This window comes from Pseudomonas sp. EA_15y_Pfl1_P101 (assembly GCF_963970835.1).
GTDB classification, from domain to species: Bacteria; Pseudomonadota; Gammaproteobacteria; order Pseudomonadales; family Pseudomonadaceae; genus Aquipseudomonas; species Aquipseudomonas tritici.
This window is the reverse complement of sequence record NZ_CAXAPA010000009.1, coordinates 199,674-216,692: the sequence shown is the minus strand read 5'-3', so window position 1 is coordinate 216,692 and position 17,019 is coordinate 199,674. Positions and strand designations below refer to the sequence as shown.

Annotated in this window: 17 protein-coding genes; 10 read left to right on the top strand and 7 right to left on the bottom strand. The window is 61.3% G+C overall.

Going from position 1 to position 17,019, the window contains the following annotated elements; all coding sequences use genetic code 11:
* Positions 1-48: 48 nt before the first annotated feature.
* Positions 49-1,371 (bottom strand): prephenate-dependent tRNA uridine(34) hydroxylase TrhP, encoded by a 1,323-nt coding sequence (gene trhP, locus AACY36_RS16500; RefSeq protein ID WP_339497308.1) that lies wholly within the window; start codon positions 1,369-1,371, stop codon positions 49-51.
* Between the two features lie 236 nt (positions 1,372-1,607).
* Here trhP and AACY36_RS16495 point away from each other — a divergent pair, with 236 nt between their 5' ends.
* Positions 1,608-2,675, top strand: a complete 1,068-nt coding sequence (locus tag AACY36_RS16495) for an AI-2E family transporter (RefSeq protein ID WP_339497307.1) — start codon at positions 1,608-1,610, stop codon at positions 2,673-2,675.
* Positions 2,676-2,960: 285 nt separating this feature from the next.
* Here AACY36_RS16495 and AACY36_RS16490 read toward each other — a convergent pair whose 3' ends face one another.
* Both AACY36_RS16490 and AACY36_RS16485 read right to left on the bottom strand, forming a co-directional pair.
* On the bottom strand, positions 2,961-3,155 hold the full coding sequence (locus tag AACY36_RS16490) for a hypothetical protein (RefSeq protein ID WP_010211349.1): 195 nt from the start codon (positions 3,153-3,155) through the stop codon (positions 2,961-2,963).
* A 224-nt stretch (positions 3,156-3,379) separates the two neighbouring features.
* Positions 3,380-3,754 carry a hypothetical protein gene (locus tag AACY36_RS16485; protein ID WP_339456290.1) on the bottom strand — a complete coding sequence of 125 codons (375 nt, stop codon included), beginning with the start codon at positions 3,752-3,754 and terminating at the stop codon, positions 3,380-3,382.
* Positions 3,755-3,909: 155 nt separating this feature from the next.
* On the opposite strand from AACY36_RS16485, the gene AACY36_RS16480 reads away from it, so the two are divergent.
* From AACY36_RS16480 to AACY36_RS16470, 3 genes are all read left to right on the top strand, one after another.
* Positions 3,910-4,728 carry a shikimate 5-dehydrogenase gene (locus tag AACY36_RS16480; RefSeq protein ID WP_339420026.1) on the top strand — a complete coding sequence of 273 codons (819 nt, stop codon included), beginning with the start codon at positions 3,910-3,912 and terminating at the stop codon, positions 4,726-4,728.
* 95 nt (positions 4,729-4,823) lie between these two features.
* Positions 4,824-5,969 carry a nitric oxide-sensing protein NosP gene (gene nosP, locus AACY36_RS16475; protein WP_339420028.1) on the top strand — a complete coding sequence of 382 codons (1,146 nt, stop codon included), beginning with the start codon at positions 4,824-4,826 and terminating at the stop codon, positions 5,967-5,969.
* Positions 5,911-7,854 carry a PAS domain-containing hybrid sensor histidine kinase/response regulator gene (locus AACY36_RS16470; RefSeq protein WP_445261914.1) on the top strand — a complete coding sequence of 648 codons (1,944 nt, stop codon included), beginning with the start codon at positions 5,911-5,913 and terminating at the stop codon, positions 7,852-7,854. The genes nosP and AACY36_RS16470 overlap by 59 nt, the downstream gene beginning before the upstream one ends.
* A gap of 44 nt (positions 7,855-7,898) precedes the next feature.
* Here AACY36_RS16470 and AACY36_RS16465 read toward each other — a convergent pair whose 3' ends face one another.
* Both AACY36_RS16465 and AACY36_RS16460 read right to left on the bottom strand, forming a co-directional pair.
* Positions 7,899-8,564, bottom strand: a complete 666-nt coding sequence (locus tag AACY36_RS16465) for a response regulator transcription factor (protein WP_049709073.1) — start codon at positions 8,562-8,564, stop codon at positions 7,899-7,901.
* Between the two features lie 27 nt (positions 8,565-8,591).
* Positions 8,592-9,131, bottom strand: a complete 540-nt coding sequence (locus AACY36_RS16460) for a PQQ-dependent catabolism-associated CXXCW motif protein (protein ID WP_339428152.1) — start codon at positions 9,129-9,131, stop codon at positions 8,592-8,594.
* A gap of 155 nt (positions 9,132-9,286) precedes the next feature.
* Here AACY36_RS16460 and AACY36_RS16455 point away from each other — a divergent pair, with 155 nt between their 5' ends.
* Complete coding sequence (locus AACY36_RS16455; RefSeq protein ID WP_339428153.1) at positions 9,287-9,913, top strand: response regulator transcription factor; 627 nt, start codon at positions 9,287-9,289, stop codon at positions 9,911-9,913.
* A gap of 110 nt (positions 9,914-10,023) precedes the next feature.
* On the opposite strand, the gene AACY36_RS16450 is transcribed toward AACY36_RS16455, so the two are convergent.
* Together AACY36_RS16450 and exaA are read right to left on the bottom strand one after the other, a co-directional pair.
* Positions 10,024-10,674 (bottom strand): pentapeptide repeat-containing protein, encoded by a 651-nt coding sequence (locus tag AACY36_RS16450; RefSeq protein ID WP_339497306.1) that lies wholly within the window; start codon positions 10,672-10,674, stop codon positions 10,024-10,026.
* 166 nt (positions 10,675-10,840) lie between these two features.
* Positions 10,841-12,733 carry a quinoprotein ethanol dehydrogenase gene (exaA, locus tag AACY36_RS16445; protein WP_339436207.1) on the bottom strand — a complete coding sequence of 631 codons (1,893 nt, stop codon included), beginning with the start codon at positions 12,731-12,733 and terminating at the stop codon, positions 10,841-10,843.
* Between the two features lie 255 nt (positions 12,734-12,988).
* Between exaA and pedF the strand changes: the two genes are divergently transcribed.
* The 5 genes from pedF to pqqA all read left to right on the top strand — a co-directional run bounded on the left by pedF (position 12,989) and on the right by pqqA (position 16,894).
* A complete protein-coding gene (pedF, locus tag AACY36_RS16440; RefSeq protein ID WP_339436208.1) occupies positions 12,989-13,450 on the top strand; it encodes a cytochrome c-550 PedF in 462 nt (153 codons plus the stop codon).
* A gap of 3 nt (positions 13,451-13,453) precedes the next feature.
* Positions 13,454-14,197 carry a quinoprotein dehydrogenase-associated SoxYZ-like carrier gene (locus AACY36_RS16435; protein ID WP_339497305.1) on the top strand — a complete coding sequence of 248 codons (744 nt, stop codon included), beginning with the start codon at positions 13,454-13,456 and terminating at the stop codon, positions 14,195-14,197.
* A complete protein-coding gene (locus tag AACY36_RS16430; protein WP_339497304.1) occupies positions 14,194-15,126 on the top strand; it encodes a quinoprotein relay system zinc metallohydrolase 1 in 933 nt (310 codons plus the stop codon). The genes AACY36_RS16435 and AACY36_RS16430 overlap by 4 nt, the downstream gene beginning before the upstream one ends.
* A 29-nt stretch (positions 15,127-15,155) precedes the next feature.
* On the top strand, positions 15,156-16,676 hold the full coding sequence (gene exaC, locus AACY36_RS16425; RefSeq protein WP_339497302.1) for an acetaldehyde dehydrogenase ExaC: 1,521 nt from the start codon (positions 15,156-15,158) through the stop codon (positions 16,674-16,676).
* A gap of 146 nt (positions 16,677-16,822) precedes the next feature.
* Positions 16,823-16,894: a pyrroloquinoline quinone precursor peptide PqqA gene (pqqA, locus tag AACY36_RS16420; RefSeq protein ID WP_010209364.1), complete on the top strand. Its 72-nt coding sequence runs from the start codon at positions 16,823-16,825 to the stop codon at positions 16,892-16,894.
* Positions 16,895-17,019 lie beyond the last annotated feature (125 nt).

The window sequence follows — 17,019 nt, the reverse complement described above, 5'->3', positions numbered from 1 at the left end:
CAAGCTGAAACCACCCATGCTCGGCGGTGTTAAGAAGCGATCCAGCGGCTACAAGACATCACGCATCAGCAAGCCAAAGCGCACATCCATCTCCGCCGGGACAGGTACATACACCGTGTGCCCATCTCCCAGCGCGACCTCAACAGCCTCGCCCCGGCTGTTGTGCATCCTCTCCAGATCAAAGTGAAAATTGCCGGCCGGTGTCATCAATTCCAGGTGATTGCCCACCGCAAAGCGGTTCTTCACCTTGACCTCGGCCAACTCGCCCCAACGCTCGCCGGTCAGCTCTCCGACGAATTGCTGACGCTGCGACACCGAGCTGCCGCTCTGGTAGTTCTGGTACTCATCGTGCACATGGCGGCGCAGGAAACCCTCGGTGTAGCCGCGCTGGGCCAGGGATTCGAGGTCGGTCATCAGGCTGCGGTCGAAGGCGCGACCGGCCACCGCATCATCGATTGCGCGGCGATACACCTGTGTGGTGCGCGCGCAGTAGAAATGGGATTTGGTGCGGCCTTCGATCTTCAGCGAATGCACGCCCATGTGCGTCAGGCGCTCCACGTGCTGCACCGCGCGCAGGTCCTTGGCGTTCATGATGTAGGTGCCGTGCTCGTCTTCGAAGGCGGGCATGTGCTCATCGGGGCGGTTGGCCTCTTGCAGCAGGAACACCTGGTCGGTCGGTGTGCCAATGCCCAGGGTCGGTTCCGGTTGAAACACCTGGACGATATCGCCCGTGGCGTTTTCCACTGCTGGCGTGGCCTGGTATTTCCAGCGGCACGCGTTGGTGCAGGTGCCCTGGTTAGCATCACGCTTGTTCATATAACCCGAGAGCAGGCAGCGTCCGGAATAGGCCATGCACAAGGCACCGTGCACGAACACTTCCAGTTCCATGGCCGGTACTTGCTGGCGGATCTCGCCGATCTCTTCCAGGGACAGTTCCCGCGACAGGATCACCCGGCAGATCCCTTGCTGCTGCCAGAACTCCACGCTGGCCCAGTTCACGGTGTTGGCCTGCACAGACAGATGGATCGGCATCGACGGGAAGTGCCGGCGCACCAGCATGATCAACCCGGGGTCGGACATGATCAGCGCATCCGGGCCCATGGCGATCACCGGGGCCAGGTCCTTGAGGAAGGTCTTCAACTTGGCGTTGTGCGGCGCGATGTTCACCACCACGTAGAAACGTTTGCCCAGCCCGTGGGCTTCCTTGATGCCGAGGGCCAGGTTGGCGTGGTCGAACTCGTTGTTGCGCACTCGCAGGCTGTAGCGCGGCTGGCCGGCGTAGACCGCATCGGCGCCGTAGGCGAAGGCGTAGCGCATGTTTTTCAGGGTGCCGGCAGGGGCGAGCAGTTCGGGGGCGAGGATGGGAGGCATGGGCACGGGTCGCAAAAGGTCGCGAAGGTAGCCGAGCGGCCACGACGGTTTATTGATCCAGGTCGTTGTTTGGGCTTTTTGTATCGCTGTGTATCGACAGGCGCTGTTGAAGGAGGCCAAAGCCGTTGAGTGAGGCGGTCTATGCTTGTTCGATAACCTAGGGCACTCCCAGGTTTCGCTGCGGACTAAGCAACAGGGCCTACACGAGGCCACTGCTTTTCTGACATGGACCGGACATGAATCAAACCAACCTGCAATTCAAAACCCTGCTGTTGTTGCTGGTCCTGGTGACCATTGCCTTTATCTGGATATTGCTGCCGTTTTACGGCGCGGTATTCTGGGCGGTGATCCTTGGCATTATCTTTGCCCCGATGCAGCGCCGCCTGCAGCAGCGCTTTGGCTGGAACCGCAACCTTACGTCCCTGGCCACCTTGAGTGCCTGCTTGATAGTTGCGATCCTGCCGGTGATCATCACCAGCTCCTTGCTGGTGCAAGAGGGCGCGACGCTCTATAAAAACGTTGAAAGCGGTAAGTTGGACGTGGCGGGGTATATCGAGCAGTTCAAAAACGTGCTGCCGCCGTATTTCCAGCACCTGCTCGACCGTTTTGGCATGGGCAACCTGGAAGGCTTGCGCGAGAAGATCGTCAAGAGCGCGATGCAGGGCAGCCAGTTCTTTGCGACCCAGGCGTTCAGCTTCGGCCAGGGCACGTTTGATTTCCTGGTGAGTTTTTTCACCATGCTGTATTTGCTGTATTTCCTGCTGCGCGACGGCCCGGACCTGGTGCGCAAGGTGCGCACGGCGGTGCCGCTGGCCGAACCGCAGAAGCGCCGGTTGCAGCTCAAGTTCAATCGGGTGGTGCGTGCCACGGTCAAGGGCAATGTGCTGGTGGCCGTGACCCAGGGTGCGCTGGGCGGGTTGATCTTCTGGTTCCTCGATATCCCGAGTGCGTTGCTCTGGGCGGTATTGATGGCGTTTCTGTCGTTGTTGCCGGCGGTGGGCGCGGGGATTGTGTGGGGGCCGGTGGCCGCTTACTTCCTGTTGAGCGGCTCGCTCTGGCAGGGCGTGGTGCTGGCGCTGTTTGGCGTGTTTGTGATTGGTTTGGTGGACAACGTGCTGCGTCCGATCCTGGTGGGCAAGGACACCAAAATGCCGGACTACCTGATCCTGATCTCCACCCTGGGCGGTCTGTCGGTGTTTGGCTTGAACGGCTTTGTGATCGGGCCGCTGGTGGCGGCGCTGTTCATGTCCAGTTGGGCGTTGTTTGTGGAAAGCAAGCCGCGGGTCAAGTTGCCGTTGCCTTAGGGGCAGCTGTAAGTTTCAAGCTTTTAGCCTCAAGCTTGCAGCTTGAGGCTTGCAACTGCTTCTCCACTGCTCCTGAAAGGCCCCCTGATGGCTTCGCCATCGCGTACTAGGTACCAGCAGGCGAGCAAGCCCAGCTCCCGAAGAGGGGCGGGGACGGCGCTGCCGATGACGGACATGATCTGAACAGTGGGCATAAGGACCTCCAATCGCTATGGAGGTCACCTTACGGGGCTGGGCGGCGTAGGAAAAATCAACCGTCTCGATAGTCGACATCAACGCGAGGCGTCAGTCCACCACCTGATCAAGCATGTTCACCACTTCCTGCTCACTGAGCAAACCCTTGCGCACCAGGTTTTCTGCCAGCAGTGCGAGGAATTTGGCGCTGCGGTGGCCTTCCAGGTGCTTGAGCTCGGTGAGGGCGCTGTACACCTTGCTGGACGTGCAGAGGCCAGCGGTGCGGTGTGGGTTTTGCGTGGGCATGGTCAGTCGTCCTTGTTGTTATTGGGTGGACAGGCTCGATAGTGGGAGTGTGTCGTGACACAAACATGACAGCGTGAGGCCCGGTCGAGCAAGTAGACATTGGTGTTGATGATGTGCGAATACGCGACGGGCATTGTCCTCGGAACGACCTTTGCAGGATGAATCCGGACTTTTCAGACAAAAAAAGGCCTCGCAACCTGCGAGGCCCGTTTCAGCGTGATCGATTACCAGCCGCGGCCGTAGTAGCCGTGGGGGCGGCCGTAGCCGCCGCGCGGTGGGCCGTAATAACCACGCGGTGGACCGTAATACACCGGCGCCGGGCGGTAGTAGACCTGTTGTTGCACATACACCGGTGGCGGCGGTGCGTAATAGACCGGCGGCGGCGCGGCGTACACCGGTTGCGGTTGCACATACACCGGCTGCTGCACATAGACCTCACGTGGCTGGCTGGCAACCACGGAGCCCACGACTGCTGCGCCGACCAGGGCACCCAATACGGCCGGGCCACCCCAACCACCACCGTGGGCGGAGGCTTGGCCTGCCATCGCGAGTGCGCCAACAAGCAAGGCGATCTTGGGGATTGTACGAATCATGGTCATTCCTCGGTTAGCCCCTGCGCTTGTGGTCTGCAATCAATGGACTCAAGTAATGTCGCGGGGATACTTTTAAGACAACGTATTTCTGAAAAACAGCACAGCCGCTAGGTAAAGGTTGTGTAAGGTCTGTATCGAATCGCTTACTCAAGGAGTTACCCATGCAGATGCACCCCAACAAGGACACGCGGCTGTGCATGTCGCTGTCGGCGCGCCCCGGGAATTTTGGCCTGCGTTTTCATAACCACCTGTACGAACAGTTGGGTCTGAACTTCTACTATAAAGCCTTCAGTAGCCAGGATTTGCCCGGCGCGATCGTTGGTATCCGCGCGCTGAACGTCCGTGGTTGCGGGGTTTCCATGCCGTTCAAGGAGGCCGCCATTGCCTTAGTGGACGAACTCGACGATTCAGTTCAAGCCATCGACTCGCTAAACACCATCGTCAACACCGATGGGCATCTCAAGGCCTACAACACTGATTACATCGCCATTGAGCAACTGCTGAAAAAGCACGCCGTGCCGCAGTCATCGACATTCGCCCTGCGTGGCAGCGGCGGCATGGCCAAGGCCGTGGCCAGTGCCTTGCGCGATGGTGGCTACGCTAGTGGCGTAATAGTGGCGCGTAATCAAGCCGCAGGCCGCGCCTTGGCGCAGAACCTGGGCTATGAATGGTTGCCCGACTTGGGTGAATTGCGCCCACAGATGCTGATCAACGTGACACCTATCGGCATGACCGGCGGGCCTGAGGCGCACGCCCTGGCGTTTGATGCCGAAGCCGTGGAGGCTGCCGAAACGGTGTTCGATGTGGTGGCGATCCCCTCTGAAACCCCATTGATCGTGCGGGGCCGTGCCAAAGGCAAACGGGTGATTACTGGGTTGGAAGTGATCGCGATCCAGGCGTTGGAGCAATTTGTGCTCTATACCGGTGTGCGTCCGACCCCTGAGCAATTCGAGAAAGCCGTGGCATTTGCACGTGCCTGAAACCTCATCCCATCGCATCCCCCACCCAGTACCCAAGTAGCATAGGTCTCCCCCCTGGCCCTTCGTACACTTGTGCCTCAGAGGGGGAGCCAACGATGCACAACAGTGAAGGCGTAGTCAGTGCCATGTCCCAGGCCACCGATGCCGGGCAGGCCGCCGAAGAGCTGGCGCGGCAACTGTTGCATCCGTACCTGGGTTTCGTGCTGTTTTTCTGCTCGGCCTCCTATGATTTGCAGGCTCTGGGCCACGCGCTGCAACAATGCTTCGCCAGCGTGCGCGTGGTCGGCTGTACCAGCGCCGGCGAGATCACGTCCCACGGCTATGGCCGCAACTGCATCACGGCGGTGGGCTTCAACCACGCTCACTTTTCCATCGCCACTGAGCTGATCGACCAGGTGGAACACTTCAGCCTGATCAACGCCCAGGACATGGTCGAACGCCTGGTCGGCGGTTGCCGCAGCAATACGCTGGCGCCGATCAAGGGCAACACCTTCGCCCTGACCCTGCTCGATGGCCTGTCCAGCCGAGAAGAAATGGTGCTCGCGGCCCTCAGCGCCGCGTTGGGCGATATCCCGCACTTTGGCGGTTCGGCGGGTGACGACAATTTCCTCACGCACACCCACGTCTACTTCAACGGCGTGTTCCACAGCGGCGCAGCGGTGGTGGTACTGGTCAATACCTGGCTGGATTTCGAGGTGTTCACCACCCACCACATCCTGCCGCGCTCGGAAAAGCTGGTGGTCACCGGCGCAGACAGCCCGTCGCGACGGGTCTTCGAACTCAACGCCGAGCCAGCCGCCGAAGAATACGCGCGGCATATCGGTGTGGCCGTGGCCAACCTCGACCACCGCACCTTCGCCGCGCACCCGCTGGCGGTGCGCATCCACGACCAGTACTACGTGCGCGCGATCCAGCAGGTGCACGAAGACCTCAGCCTGAGTTTCTACTGCGCGGTGGAAAACGGCATCGTCCTGACCGCGATGAAGCCCGGCCCGATTCTGCCGAACCTGCAAACCCTGTTCGACGGCCTGCAGTCGCGCCTTGGCGACCTGCTGCTGACCATTGGCTGCGACTGTTTCCTGCGGCGCCTGGAACTGGAAGACAACGGCACCCTCGAGCAGATCGGCAGCTATCTGCGCGACCAGCGGGTGATGGGCTTCAACACCTATGGAGAACAGTTCAATGGCATGCACATCAACCAGACTTTCACCGGGGTCGCCATTGCCCGAGGCCGACGCTGACCTGCCCGCCCTGGTGGCGCGACTGCAACAGGACAACCACAAGCTGGCGCGGATCAATGCGGCGCTGATCGAGCGCATCGAGTCCGGCATGACCCAGGGCAACAACCCCTACACCACCTTCCAGCATTCGGTGGTATTGGCCGAGCAAGTACGCGAACGCACTGACGCGCTGAACCAGGCGATGGCTGAACTCAAGGCCAGCAACCACCTGCTGATCAACGCCCGGCTGCGCGCCGAAGCCCTGCGCGGCGAACAGGCAGCGGCGCAAAAGGCCCAGGAAAGCGAACGCTGGATCCGCCTGATCACCGACAACGTGCCGGCGCTGATCGGCTACCTGAATGCTGATCTGGTCTACGAATTCACCAATAAAGTCTATGAAGAATGGTACTGCTGGCCGCGCGGCATGATGCTCGGCCAGAGCCTGCGCGAAGTGCACAGCGAGCAGCATTGCCAACGCCTGGATGCCTACGTCGCACGCGCCCTGGCGGGGGAAAGCGTGACGTTTGAATTCGCCGAAACCAACATCAACAATCAGGAGCGCTACATGCTGCGTTCTTATGTGCCGAACCTGTTGGCCAGTGGCGAAGTGGTGGGGATCTTCGTATTGATCCGCGACATCACCGAACGCCGGCGCACCGCTGAGGCCTTGCACCAGGCCTACCAGCACCTGGAGCAACGCGTGGCCCAGCGCACGTCGGAACTCACCTCGCTCAACGACCAGTTGCTCAAGGAAATCGACGAGCGCCGGCGCATGGAAACCCGCCTGCGTGAAGCCAAGCGGGAGGCCGAACAGGCCAACCTGTCGAAAACCAAGTTCCTCGCCGCTGTCAGCCATGACCTGCTGCAACCGTTGAACGCCGCGCGCCTATTTACCAGCGCATTGCTCGAACGCCCCAGTGAAACCCTGGTGCGCAACGTCAGCAATTCCCTGGAAGACGTGGAAAACCTGCTCGGCACCCTGGTGGATATTTCCAAGCTGGATGCCGGGGTGATCAAGGCCGATATCGCGCCGTTTGCCCTCAGTGAGTTGCTGGACAACCTCGCCGTCGAATACACCGAACTGGCCCGCGCCGAGGGGCTGGCGCTGCACTTTATCGGCTGCTCGGCGCTGGTGCGCAGCGATATCCAGCTGCTGGCGCGGATCCTGCGCAACCTGCTGAGCAATGCGATCCGCTACACCTACAAGGGCCGCGTAGTACTGGGTTGCCGGCGCCAGCATCAACGCGTGTTGATTCAAGTATGGGACAGCGGCATGGGCATTGCCGAAGAGCGTCTGGAGGAGATTTTCCAGGAGTTCAAGCGCGGCGATGTGCAGCGCCCGGATCAGGATCGCGGATTGGGCCTGGGCCTGGCCATCGTGGAAAAGATCGCCGGGATGCTCGGCCATCGCATCAGCGTCAAATCCTGGCCGGGTAAAGGCTCGATGTTTTCGGTAGAAGTGCCGTTGAGCGCCACCGCGCCCAAGTCCTCGCCGGCGCCGTGCATGAGCGAGCCGATGCTCGAACGCTTGCAGGGTGCGCGCGTGTGGGTGCTGGATAACGACGCGGCGATTTGTGCAGGCATGCGCACGTTGCTCGAAGGCTGGGGCTGCCGGGTGGTCACCGCGCTGTCGGAGCAGGACTTGGCGCGACAGGTGGACAACTACCATGCCGAGGCGGACTTGCTGATTGCCGATTACCACCTCGACAACGACCAGAACGGCATTGACGCAGTGGCCCGCATCAACGCGCGGCGGGGCCGTGCGATACCGGCGATGATGATTACTGCCAATTACAGCAATGAGTTGAAACAGCAGATTCGTGAGCTGGGGCATACGTTGATGCATAAGCCGGTGCGGCCGATGAAGCTGAAGACTGCGATGAGTCATCTGCTCAGTCGGCCCTGACAAAAGGCAATCAAAATGTGTGGTTTTGTGTTCTGTCTGGAGGTTCAGCGCCGCAGGTAGGAGCCGAAATCAATATCCCCGGCACTGAGTATCGCCTGCACCCGATTATGCACATTCAACTTGCGCAAGATCGCCGACACATGCGCCTTCACCGTGGTCTCGGCAATCTCCAGGGTGTACGCAATCTGCTTGTTCGACTCGCCCTTGGTCATCCGTTCCAACACCAGCAATTGCTTGCGCGTCAGTGCCTGCAACAGCTCCGGGGCGAAACCGGGATTGTCGTTCATGCGCCGTTGCCCGGTGTTTTTCTGGGAGCGGATGATGTCCGGCGGCAGGTACACGTTGCCGTTGAGAATCTGCTGGATCGCCTCGGTCATTTGCAGGCGGGGCGAGGACTTGGTGATAAACCCCACGGCGCCATACGTGATGGCTTGCAGCACGATTTGCTTGTCCTGTTCGGCCGAGACAATCACCACCGGGATAGTCGGTGACTCGTTGCGCAGGTTGATCAAACCGTTGAGGCCGTGCATGCCGGGCATGTTCAGATCCAGCAGGATCAGGTCGAGGTCGTCGTGTTCCTGGGTCAGGGCGAGGGCACTGTCCAGGTCGGCGGTTTCCATCACCTCGCTGCCGGGAAATCCGTCGCTGATAACGTTATGGATCGCCTCGCGAAACAGCGGGTGATCGTCGGCAATCAAAATTTTGTACATGGCCGTTCACCTTCTTGTTGTGGTTTTTTATTCAAAGGGTTCGGGTGTGGCAGTCATCACTGGCAGGTTTGCCGCTTCCCATGCATCCAAGCCATCGCGATACCAGTACACAGAGGTATAGCCCAGCTCGGCGGCTCGTTTTACCGCGTTCCAACTCAGCCAGCAATCGGAGCGGCAGTAGAACACCAGCGGGCGTGCCAGGTTGCCGCCGGTGAACGTGTACAGATGTCGCACGAGATAGCCTTGCCATTCAGGTGAGAGGTCACCGTCGCCGGTGTTGGCCAGCCAGTGGCTTCCTGGCAGATTGGCGTGAGGCTGGTCTTCGATGAAACGGCCTTGCAGCCACTGGCGCCGGTACACGTCGATCAGGACCGGCGCGGGCGTCTGGTTGAGCAGGGCTCGCAGGGCCGGGGTGTCGACGATGGTCGCCCCTGGCAGTTGATCGGGCGTAGGGCTGCGGTACACGCTGATGCGGTAGCCGTCGGCGGAAAACAGGGGTGGGTCGGCGTGTACATGCGTGATGAACAGGCACAACAGGGCCGCTAGGGGCAGTCGAACGGGCAGCATGGCGGGTCCAGTCGTTATCGTTATGCACCTATTACACGCCAGTCCCGCTGCCTTGGGAATGCGACGATAGACAGCAAAACCAGTACCAAAGTAGTAGGTCGCGGCGCGGCGCGGGGTTCTAGCATGGGACGAGAGCCGCTGCCATTGGAGGCATTATGAATATCCTGTTGGTCGATGATCACGCCGTGGTGCGCCTGGGCTATGCCGGGCTGTTGCGCAGCGGCCTGCCGGGTGTGGTGGTGCGTGAAGCGGCCAGTGGCGAAGAAGCCCTGGCGCGCGTGCATGAGGCGGTGCCCAACCTTGTGATCATCGGCTTCGGCCTGCCGGGTATCAGCGGCCTGGAAACCACCCGCCGCCTGCGCCAGCGCTTGCCGCAGTTGCGCGTGCTGTTTTTCAGCCAGCACGCCGAGTTGCCCCTGGTGCGCCAGGCTCTGGAGGCGGGTGCATCGGGCTACCTGACCAAAAGCGCGTCGCCTGCGGTGATGCTGGACGCGGTGGAGCGCATCCTCGACGGTCACACCTATATCGAACAGGACCTGGCGACCCAGCTGGCCTATCACCCCACAGACCGCCGTTTGCAGAGCATGACGCAGCGCGAACTGGAGATTTTCCTGATGCTCGCCAGAGGCACCCCGGCCCGCTCGATTGCGGCCCAGCTGAGTATCAGCAGCAAGACCGTGTCCAATTACCTGACCTTGCTCAAGAGCAAGTTGCAGGTGAGTTCCCATGCCGAGTTGGTGCATTTGGGGATTGATATGGGGGTGGTGCGGGTGGCGGGATGACAGTGGCGACGCAAATCCCCTGTGGGAGCGGGCTTGCTCGCGAATGCAGTGTGTCAGTCAACTGATCCACCGCATTCGCGAGCAAGCCCACACATTTGGATTGCGTTGTCTCAGCGATCCCACGTAGTGGGGCAATCTTTGCAACCTTCCATATTCGCATCCTGAAAGTTCGCATAATGCTGACGACTCCCCGTGAGCGTGGCTTTCTCCAGGTTGCTTTCACCAAACTTGGCTTCTTGCAGATTGGCATCACTGAGGTCCGCCCCTTGCAGGTCGGCCTTGCTCAACCACGTCATTTCCAAGTCAGCCGCACGCAGGTTGGCCTTGTGCATCTTCGCCCCTGACAACCGTGCAAATTGCAGGTAGGCCGCGCTGAGGTTGGCGTTTTCGAATTGCGCGCCTTGGGCAAACATCCCCCAGCCTTGCACCGCCATCAACGTGGCACCGGTAAAGTCGGCCAGGCGCAGATTGGCTTGCTGCAGGCTGGTGCGGGTCAGGTTGGCGCCTTGCAGTTGGGCTTTCTCCAGGTTGGCGAGGTCCAGGTTGGCGTGGCGCAGATCCGCATCGCGCAAGTCGGCACCGGCCAGGTTCATTTTGCTCAGGTTTTGGTTGCGCAGGTTGGCGCTCTTGAGGTTGGCGCCGGGGCACTGGCTGTGCTCGGCGATGGTGCAGCCGTTGATGATCAGGGGGGCGTCGTCGCCGTCGTCGGTGGCGTGAGCCAAGGGAAGTGACAGCAGCAGTAATAAAGGCAGGTAGTTCATCACGATACCTTGTAGTGAGCGGGCTTGCCCCGCGCTGGGCGGCGAAGCCGCCCCAACAGGGACGGCGCCGTGTTTCAGAGAGACCGAGACGCCGGGGTTTGGGGCCGCTTCGCCGCCCAGCGCGGGGCAAGCCCGCTGACTGCAAGGTGGCCCCGCATTTACAAGCTTATTTTTGCGCGGTTTTGTTATCCCAACTCGGGATCTTGAACACCCAGAATGAACCACCCTGTGCCACCGGCTTGGTCAACTCTGCCATGTCGCCGCCCCACAGCGGCACCGCGCCGCCATAGCCGACTGTCACGCCGACGTACTGCTCGCCATCCTGTTCCCAGGTGATTGGCGGCGAGACGATGCCGCTGCCGGTCTGAAACTTCCACAGTTCCTTGCCGGTTTTCGCGTCGAAAGCCTTGAAGAAACCGTCGCCGGTCCCGGTGAACACCAGGTTGCCGTTGGTCGCCAGCACGCCGGCCCACAGCGGCATGGCTTCCTTGTGTTCCCACACCACCTTGCCGGTGGTCGGGTTCATCGCACGCAGAGTGCCAACGTGGTCGTCATACATACGCTTGATGCGAAAGCCCATCCCAAGGTAAGCCGAGCCTTTCTTGTAGTTGACCTCTTCGGTCCAGTATTCCTCTTTCCACTGATTGCCCGGGATGTAGAACAGGCCGGTGTCCTGGCTGTAGGCCATGGGATTCCAGTTTTTGCCACCGAGGAACGGCGGCGAGACTTCCACTGGCTTGCCCTTGGTTTCACCGGGCAATGGCTTGGCCGGACGCTGGCCTTCGTTCTCCACGGGGCGGCCGGTCTTCAGGTCGATGTGGCTGGCCCAGGTGATGTTGTCGACGAACGGGAAGGCGTTCTGCAGCTTGCCGTTGTTGCGGTCCACCACATAGAAGAAACCGTTGCGGTCAGCGTGGCCGGTGGCCTTGATGACCTTGCCGTCCTTGTCCTTGTAGTCGAACAGCACCAGTTCGTTGTTGCCGGAGAAGTCCCAGGCATCGTTCGGCGTGTGCTGGTAGAACCACTTCACTTCGCCGGTGCTTGGGTCGACGCCGACCTGGCCCGAGGTGTAGAGGCTGTCGAAGTCGTGGGGGTTGCCGTCTTTGGACGTGCGCGCCCAGGTGTTCCATGGGCCAGGGTTGCCGGCACCGACGATGATGGTGTTGGTCTCGGCATCGAAGCTCGCGCTCTGCCAAGGCGCGCCGCCGCCGTGGCTCCAGGCCTCGACTTTGCCGGTTTCGGTGGTTGGGTCATCTGGCCACGAAGGCGCCTTGACGTCGCCGGTCGGTGTGCTGTCCTTGCCGTTCAGGCGGCCCATATGGCCTTCCACGAACGGACGCATCCAGACCTCTTCGCCGGTGTCCGGATCGCGCGCAAACAGCTGGCCGACCACGCCGAATTCATCGCCGGAGCTGCCGTGGATCAGCAGCACCTTGCCGCTGACCTTGTCTTTGACCAGCACCGGGGCGCCGGTCATGGTGTAGCCGGCGGCGTGGTCACCGAATTTTTTGTTCCACACCACTTTGCCGGTGTTTTTGTCGAGGGCGATCAGGCGCGCGTCGAGGGTGCCGAAGTAGATCTTGTCGCCAAAGATCGCCGCGCCACGGTTGACCACGTCACAGCACGGGCGAATGTTGTCGGGCAGGCGGTGGTTGTAGGTCCACAGGCGCTTGCCGGTCTTTGCATCAAGGGCGAACACACGGGAATACGAGCCGGTGACGTAGACCACGCCGTCATTGACGATGGCCTGGGATTCCTGGCCGCGTTGCTTCTCGTCGCCGAACGAGTAGGACCAGGCCGGGGTGAGCTTGAACACGTTCTTGTCGTTGACCTGGGCCAGGGGGCTCCAGCGTTGGGCGTTGGTGCCCATGCCGTATTGCAGCACGTCCTTGGTCGTCAGGTGGTCGTTGGCGATGTCTTCCCAGGTGACGTTGTGGGTGGGCTTCGCAGGTTCGGCGGCAGCAGAGCTTGCAGCACTGAGGGACAGGCTGCCCACCAGCAGAAAGGCTTGCACGGCAAGGCTTAGGGGTGAGCGGGCGGGTAGCGATCTTATTGTCATGGTTGCAGTTCCCAGTGGAGGTTTTGGCCTGCACAGGTTGCTGCCTGGACGGGTTGGCGAATACGGAAAAAGTCCCGGTGTTGCCGGGACAATTTCCCGAACCACCTCTGATTTAGCAGTGCCCCACAAGGCCTGCTACCAACGGATGAGAACCCGCCCACCAAAGCAGCATACGGGTGCCGCCGGGCGCTTCCTAAGATGGTTGCCATAGCCTCTGCCAAGAGGTTTTGCGTGCACTCCTCAGGGGACAAAATAATGAAAACAAAACGCAACGCCTTGCTGACCGCCTGCCTCCTTACCGCTGCGATAGGTGCCGGTTCCGCCTGGGCCCACGGCAACGTGACCCCAACTGCCGTGGAAACCAAAGGCCTCACCCCGATCAAGGATGCCGGCGTGCCGCTGGACGCCGATGGCTGGGCCGCGACCAACCCGTATCGCACCTCCCCAGAGCATGACAAGGCCGTCGAAATCGGTGCCTCGGCGTACAACCAGAACTGCGCGGCGTGCCATGGCCTGGAAGCCAAGTCCGGCGGGATCGCCCCCGACCTGCGCATGCTGGATGCCGGCGACCCCGGGGATGAGTGGTTTGTCGAGCGGGTCCGCCACGGCGCCGTGCGCGATGGCCGGGTGTACATGCCGAAGATGGCTGACTACCTGAGCCAGGAAGCCCTGTGGGCGGTGCGCACTTACCTCGACAGCGTGCACGTCGAGGAGTAAGCCATGCGCCTGCGCGGGTGGTGGGTCTGCTGTTTGCCGGTGCTGGCCTGGGGCGCGCCCGTCGACCCGGTGCCCTCGGTGATGTGGGCCTACTACCACCAACGTTTCCTCGACAATGCGCCGTTCGTATTCGACGAGCGCGTGAAGCTCTTGGCGCCGCCGTTCGCCGAGGACGCGCGGCAGGTGCCGCTGGAGATTGATGCCCGTGCGTTCAAGGGCGAGGTGGTGAAGATCCTTGCCTGGGCCGAACTCAACCCGCTGCCACAGATTGTCGACTTCCAGCCGGTAGAGCGCGTGCTGCCGTGGCTGTCGATCCGGATTCGCATCGAACAGGCCACGCCGTTGCGCGCGGCGGTGTTGACCCGGGACGGGATGTGGCATCTCGGTTCGACACTGATCGATGCCGCCGGCGGCGGTTGCACGGCGCCCAGCGTGGTGCGCACGCAAGCGGGCTGGGAAGACCACCTCGGCGAAGTGCTCGGCGGGCGCTACCCGCGCGCCGAATTCAGCCGGGTGAAGCTGCAAGTTGCCCATCCGATGGATAACGGCATGGTCAGTGGTATTCCCGAGTTTTTCGTTAACAATGCCGAACTTCACGGTGCCAACGGTGAGCTGTTGGCACGCCTGGAATTGTTCCCCGCCGTCAGCGAAAACCCCAACCTGGCCTTCGATATCGAAGGCGCCGAGCCCACGCGTTTGACTTTGCGCGACACCAGCGGCAGTCAATTCGAGGCGCTCATCCCATGACCCGGCGCTGGATTCTGCTCTGGCTGATCATGCTCAGCCAGCCGGTGCTGGCCGAGCTGGATTACGGCCTGAAACCCCGCCTGATCGCCGATGACACCTGGCTGCTGGAAGGCAGCACCGATAACTTCGCCAAGGACAACGGCGGCAACATCGTCAATATCGGGTTCATCGTCACCGAACCCGGCGTGGTGTTGATCGACACCGGGCCGTCCAAGCGCTACGGCGAAGCCCTGCGACAGGCCATCGCCAGCGTCACTGATAAACCGGTGATCCAGGTGTTGCTGACTCACCACCACCCCGACCATGCGCTCGGCAACCAAGCGTTCAAGGAGGTGACCATCGGCGCCCTGGCCGGCACCGCCGAGTTACTGCACGAGCAGGGCGACAGCATGGCCGAGAACCTGTACCGCAGGGTCGGCGACTGGATGCGCGGCACTGAAGTGGTGTTGCCGGGTGAAGTGTTGCAAGCGGGCGTAAAAACCTTCGGCAGCCACGACCTGCAACTGCTGCACCTGCGCGGCCATACCGGTGCCGACCTGGCGATATTCGACCGCAAGACCGGCGTGCTGTTTGCCGGTGACCTGGTGTTCTACCAGCGCGCGCTCACCACGCCCAATTCACCGGGCCTTGCACTGTGGCTGGCCGATATCGCCACCCTGCAAGGCTTGCCCTGGACGCTGATCGTGCCCGGCCACGGCCCAATCGCGGCGGATGCAAAACCCTTCGAACAGATGCGCGACTACCTCACTTGGCTCGACCAGCTCCTGCGCGACGGCGCCGCAGAAGGTCGCGATATGCCTGAGCTGATCCGCAGCCCGATCCCCGAACGTTTCGCGGCGATCAACCTCAGCCGCTACGAACTGATCCGCAGCGTGACCCACCTGTACCCGCAGTACGAACGCGAGCAGATGCAACGCCTGCACCCCTGACAACACCCACAACAGACAGAGGCCTCACCATGATCTACGCACAACCTGGCACGCCCGGCGCCATCGTCAGCTTCAAGCCGCGCTACGGCAATTACATCGGTGGTGAGTTTGTCGCGCCGATCAACGGCGAGTACTTCACCAACACGTCGCCGGTCACCGGCGAAGTCATCGCTGAATTCCCGCGCTCCAGCGCCGCCGATATCGACAAGGCCCTCGACGCCGCCCACGCCGCCGCTGATGCCTGGGGCAAGACGTCGGCCCAGGACCGCTCGCGGGTGTTGCTGAACATTGCCGACCGCATCGAGCAGCACCTCGAAGTGCTGGCCGTGGCCGAGACCTGGGACAACGGCAAGGCCGTGCGCGAAACCCTCAACGCCGACGTGCCGCTGGCTGCTGACCATTTCCGCTACTTCGCCGGTTGCATCCGCGCTCAGGAAGGCGGTGCCGCCGAGATCAACGAACTGACCACCGCCTATCACTTCCACGAGCCGCTGGGTGTGGTCGGGCAGATCATCCCGTGGAACTTCCCGCTGCTGATGGCTGCGTGGAAACTTGCGCCGGCGTTGGCCGCCGGTAACTGCATCGTGCTTAAGCCGGCTGAGCAGACGCCGCTGTCGATCATGGTATTTGCCGAGCTGATCAATGACCTGCTGCCGCCGGGCGTGCTCAACATCGTGCAAGGCTTTGGCCGCGAAGCGGGGGAGGCGTTGGCCACCAGCAAGCGCATCGCCAAGATCGCCTTCACCGGCTCCACCCCGGTGGGCGCGCACATCATGCACGCGGCGGCCGAGAACATTATTCCGTCCACCGTAGAGCTGGGCGGCAAGTCGCCGAATATCTTCTTTGAAGACATCATGCAGGCCGAGCCGCAATTTATCGAAAAAGCCGCTGAAGGCCTGGTGCTGGCGTTCTTCAACCAGGGCGAAGTGTGCACCTGCCCATCGCGGGCGCTGGTGCAGGAGTCGATCTACGATGCATTCATGGCCGAGGTGATGAAGAAGATCGTCAAGATCAAGCGCGGCAACCCGCTGGACACCGAAACCATGGTCGGCGCCCAGGCGTCCGAGCAGCAATACGACAAGATCCTCTCCTACCTGAAGATCGCTCAGGAAGAGGGTGCGGTACTGCTGGCTGGCGGCGCGGCCGAACGTTTGGAAGGCGACCTGTCCAGTGGCTATTACATCCAGCCGACGTTGCTCAAGGGGCACAACAAGATGCGCGTGTTCCAAGAAGAAATCTTCGGGCCGGTAGTCGGTGTGACTACCTTCAAGGACGAGGCCGAAGCGTTGGCGATAGCCAATGACAGCGAGTTCGGCCTGGGCGCCGGTTTGTGGACCCGCGACATCAACCGCGCGTACCGCATGGGCCGAGCGATCAAAGCCGGTCGTGTGTGGACCAACTGTTATCACCTGTACCCGGCGCATGCGGCGTTTGGTGGGTACAAGAAGTCGGGCGTGGGGCGTGAGAACCACAAGATGATGTTGGATCATTACCAGCAGACCAAGAATTTGCTGGTGAGCTACGACATCAATCCACTGGGCTTCTTCTGATTCAACGCGCTCCCACCGTTTGATTGATGTACACCTGAGACTAATGCAGTGCGGCTGCTACTTCGAAAGTAGCATTCGCCCCCGTTGATCTGCGTGCATTAATGAAATCACCGGAACATCCCGGTACAACAAGAGGACGACCCCCCATGTGGACCAAACCTGCCTTTACTGACCTGCGTATCGGCTTCGAAGTGACAATGTACTTCGCCAGCCGTTGACCTCCACCCGGCCAGCCCAGCGCTGGCCGGTGCTGGCCGCAAGCATGCCCCTTTGGTCTGATTGCAATCGCAGCCGGATGGGTTAGTGTGGAGCGCATTCTTCCAAAATAATAAAAACAGGCTTT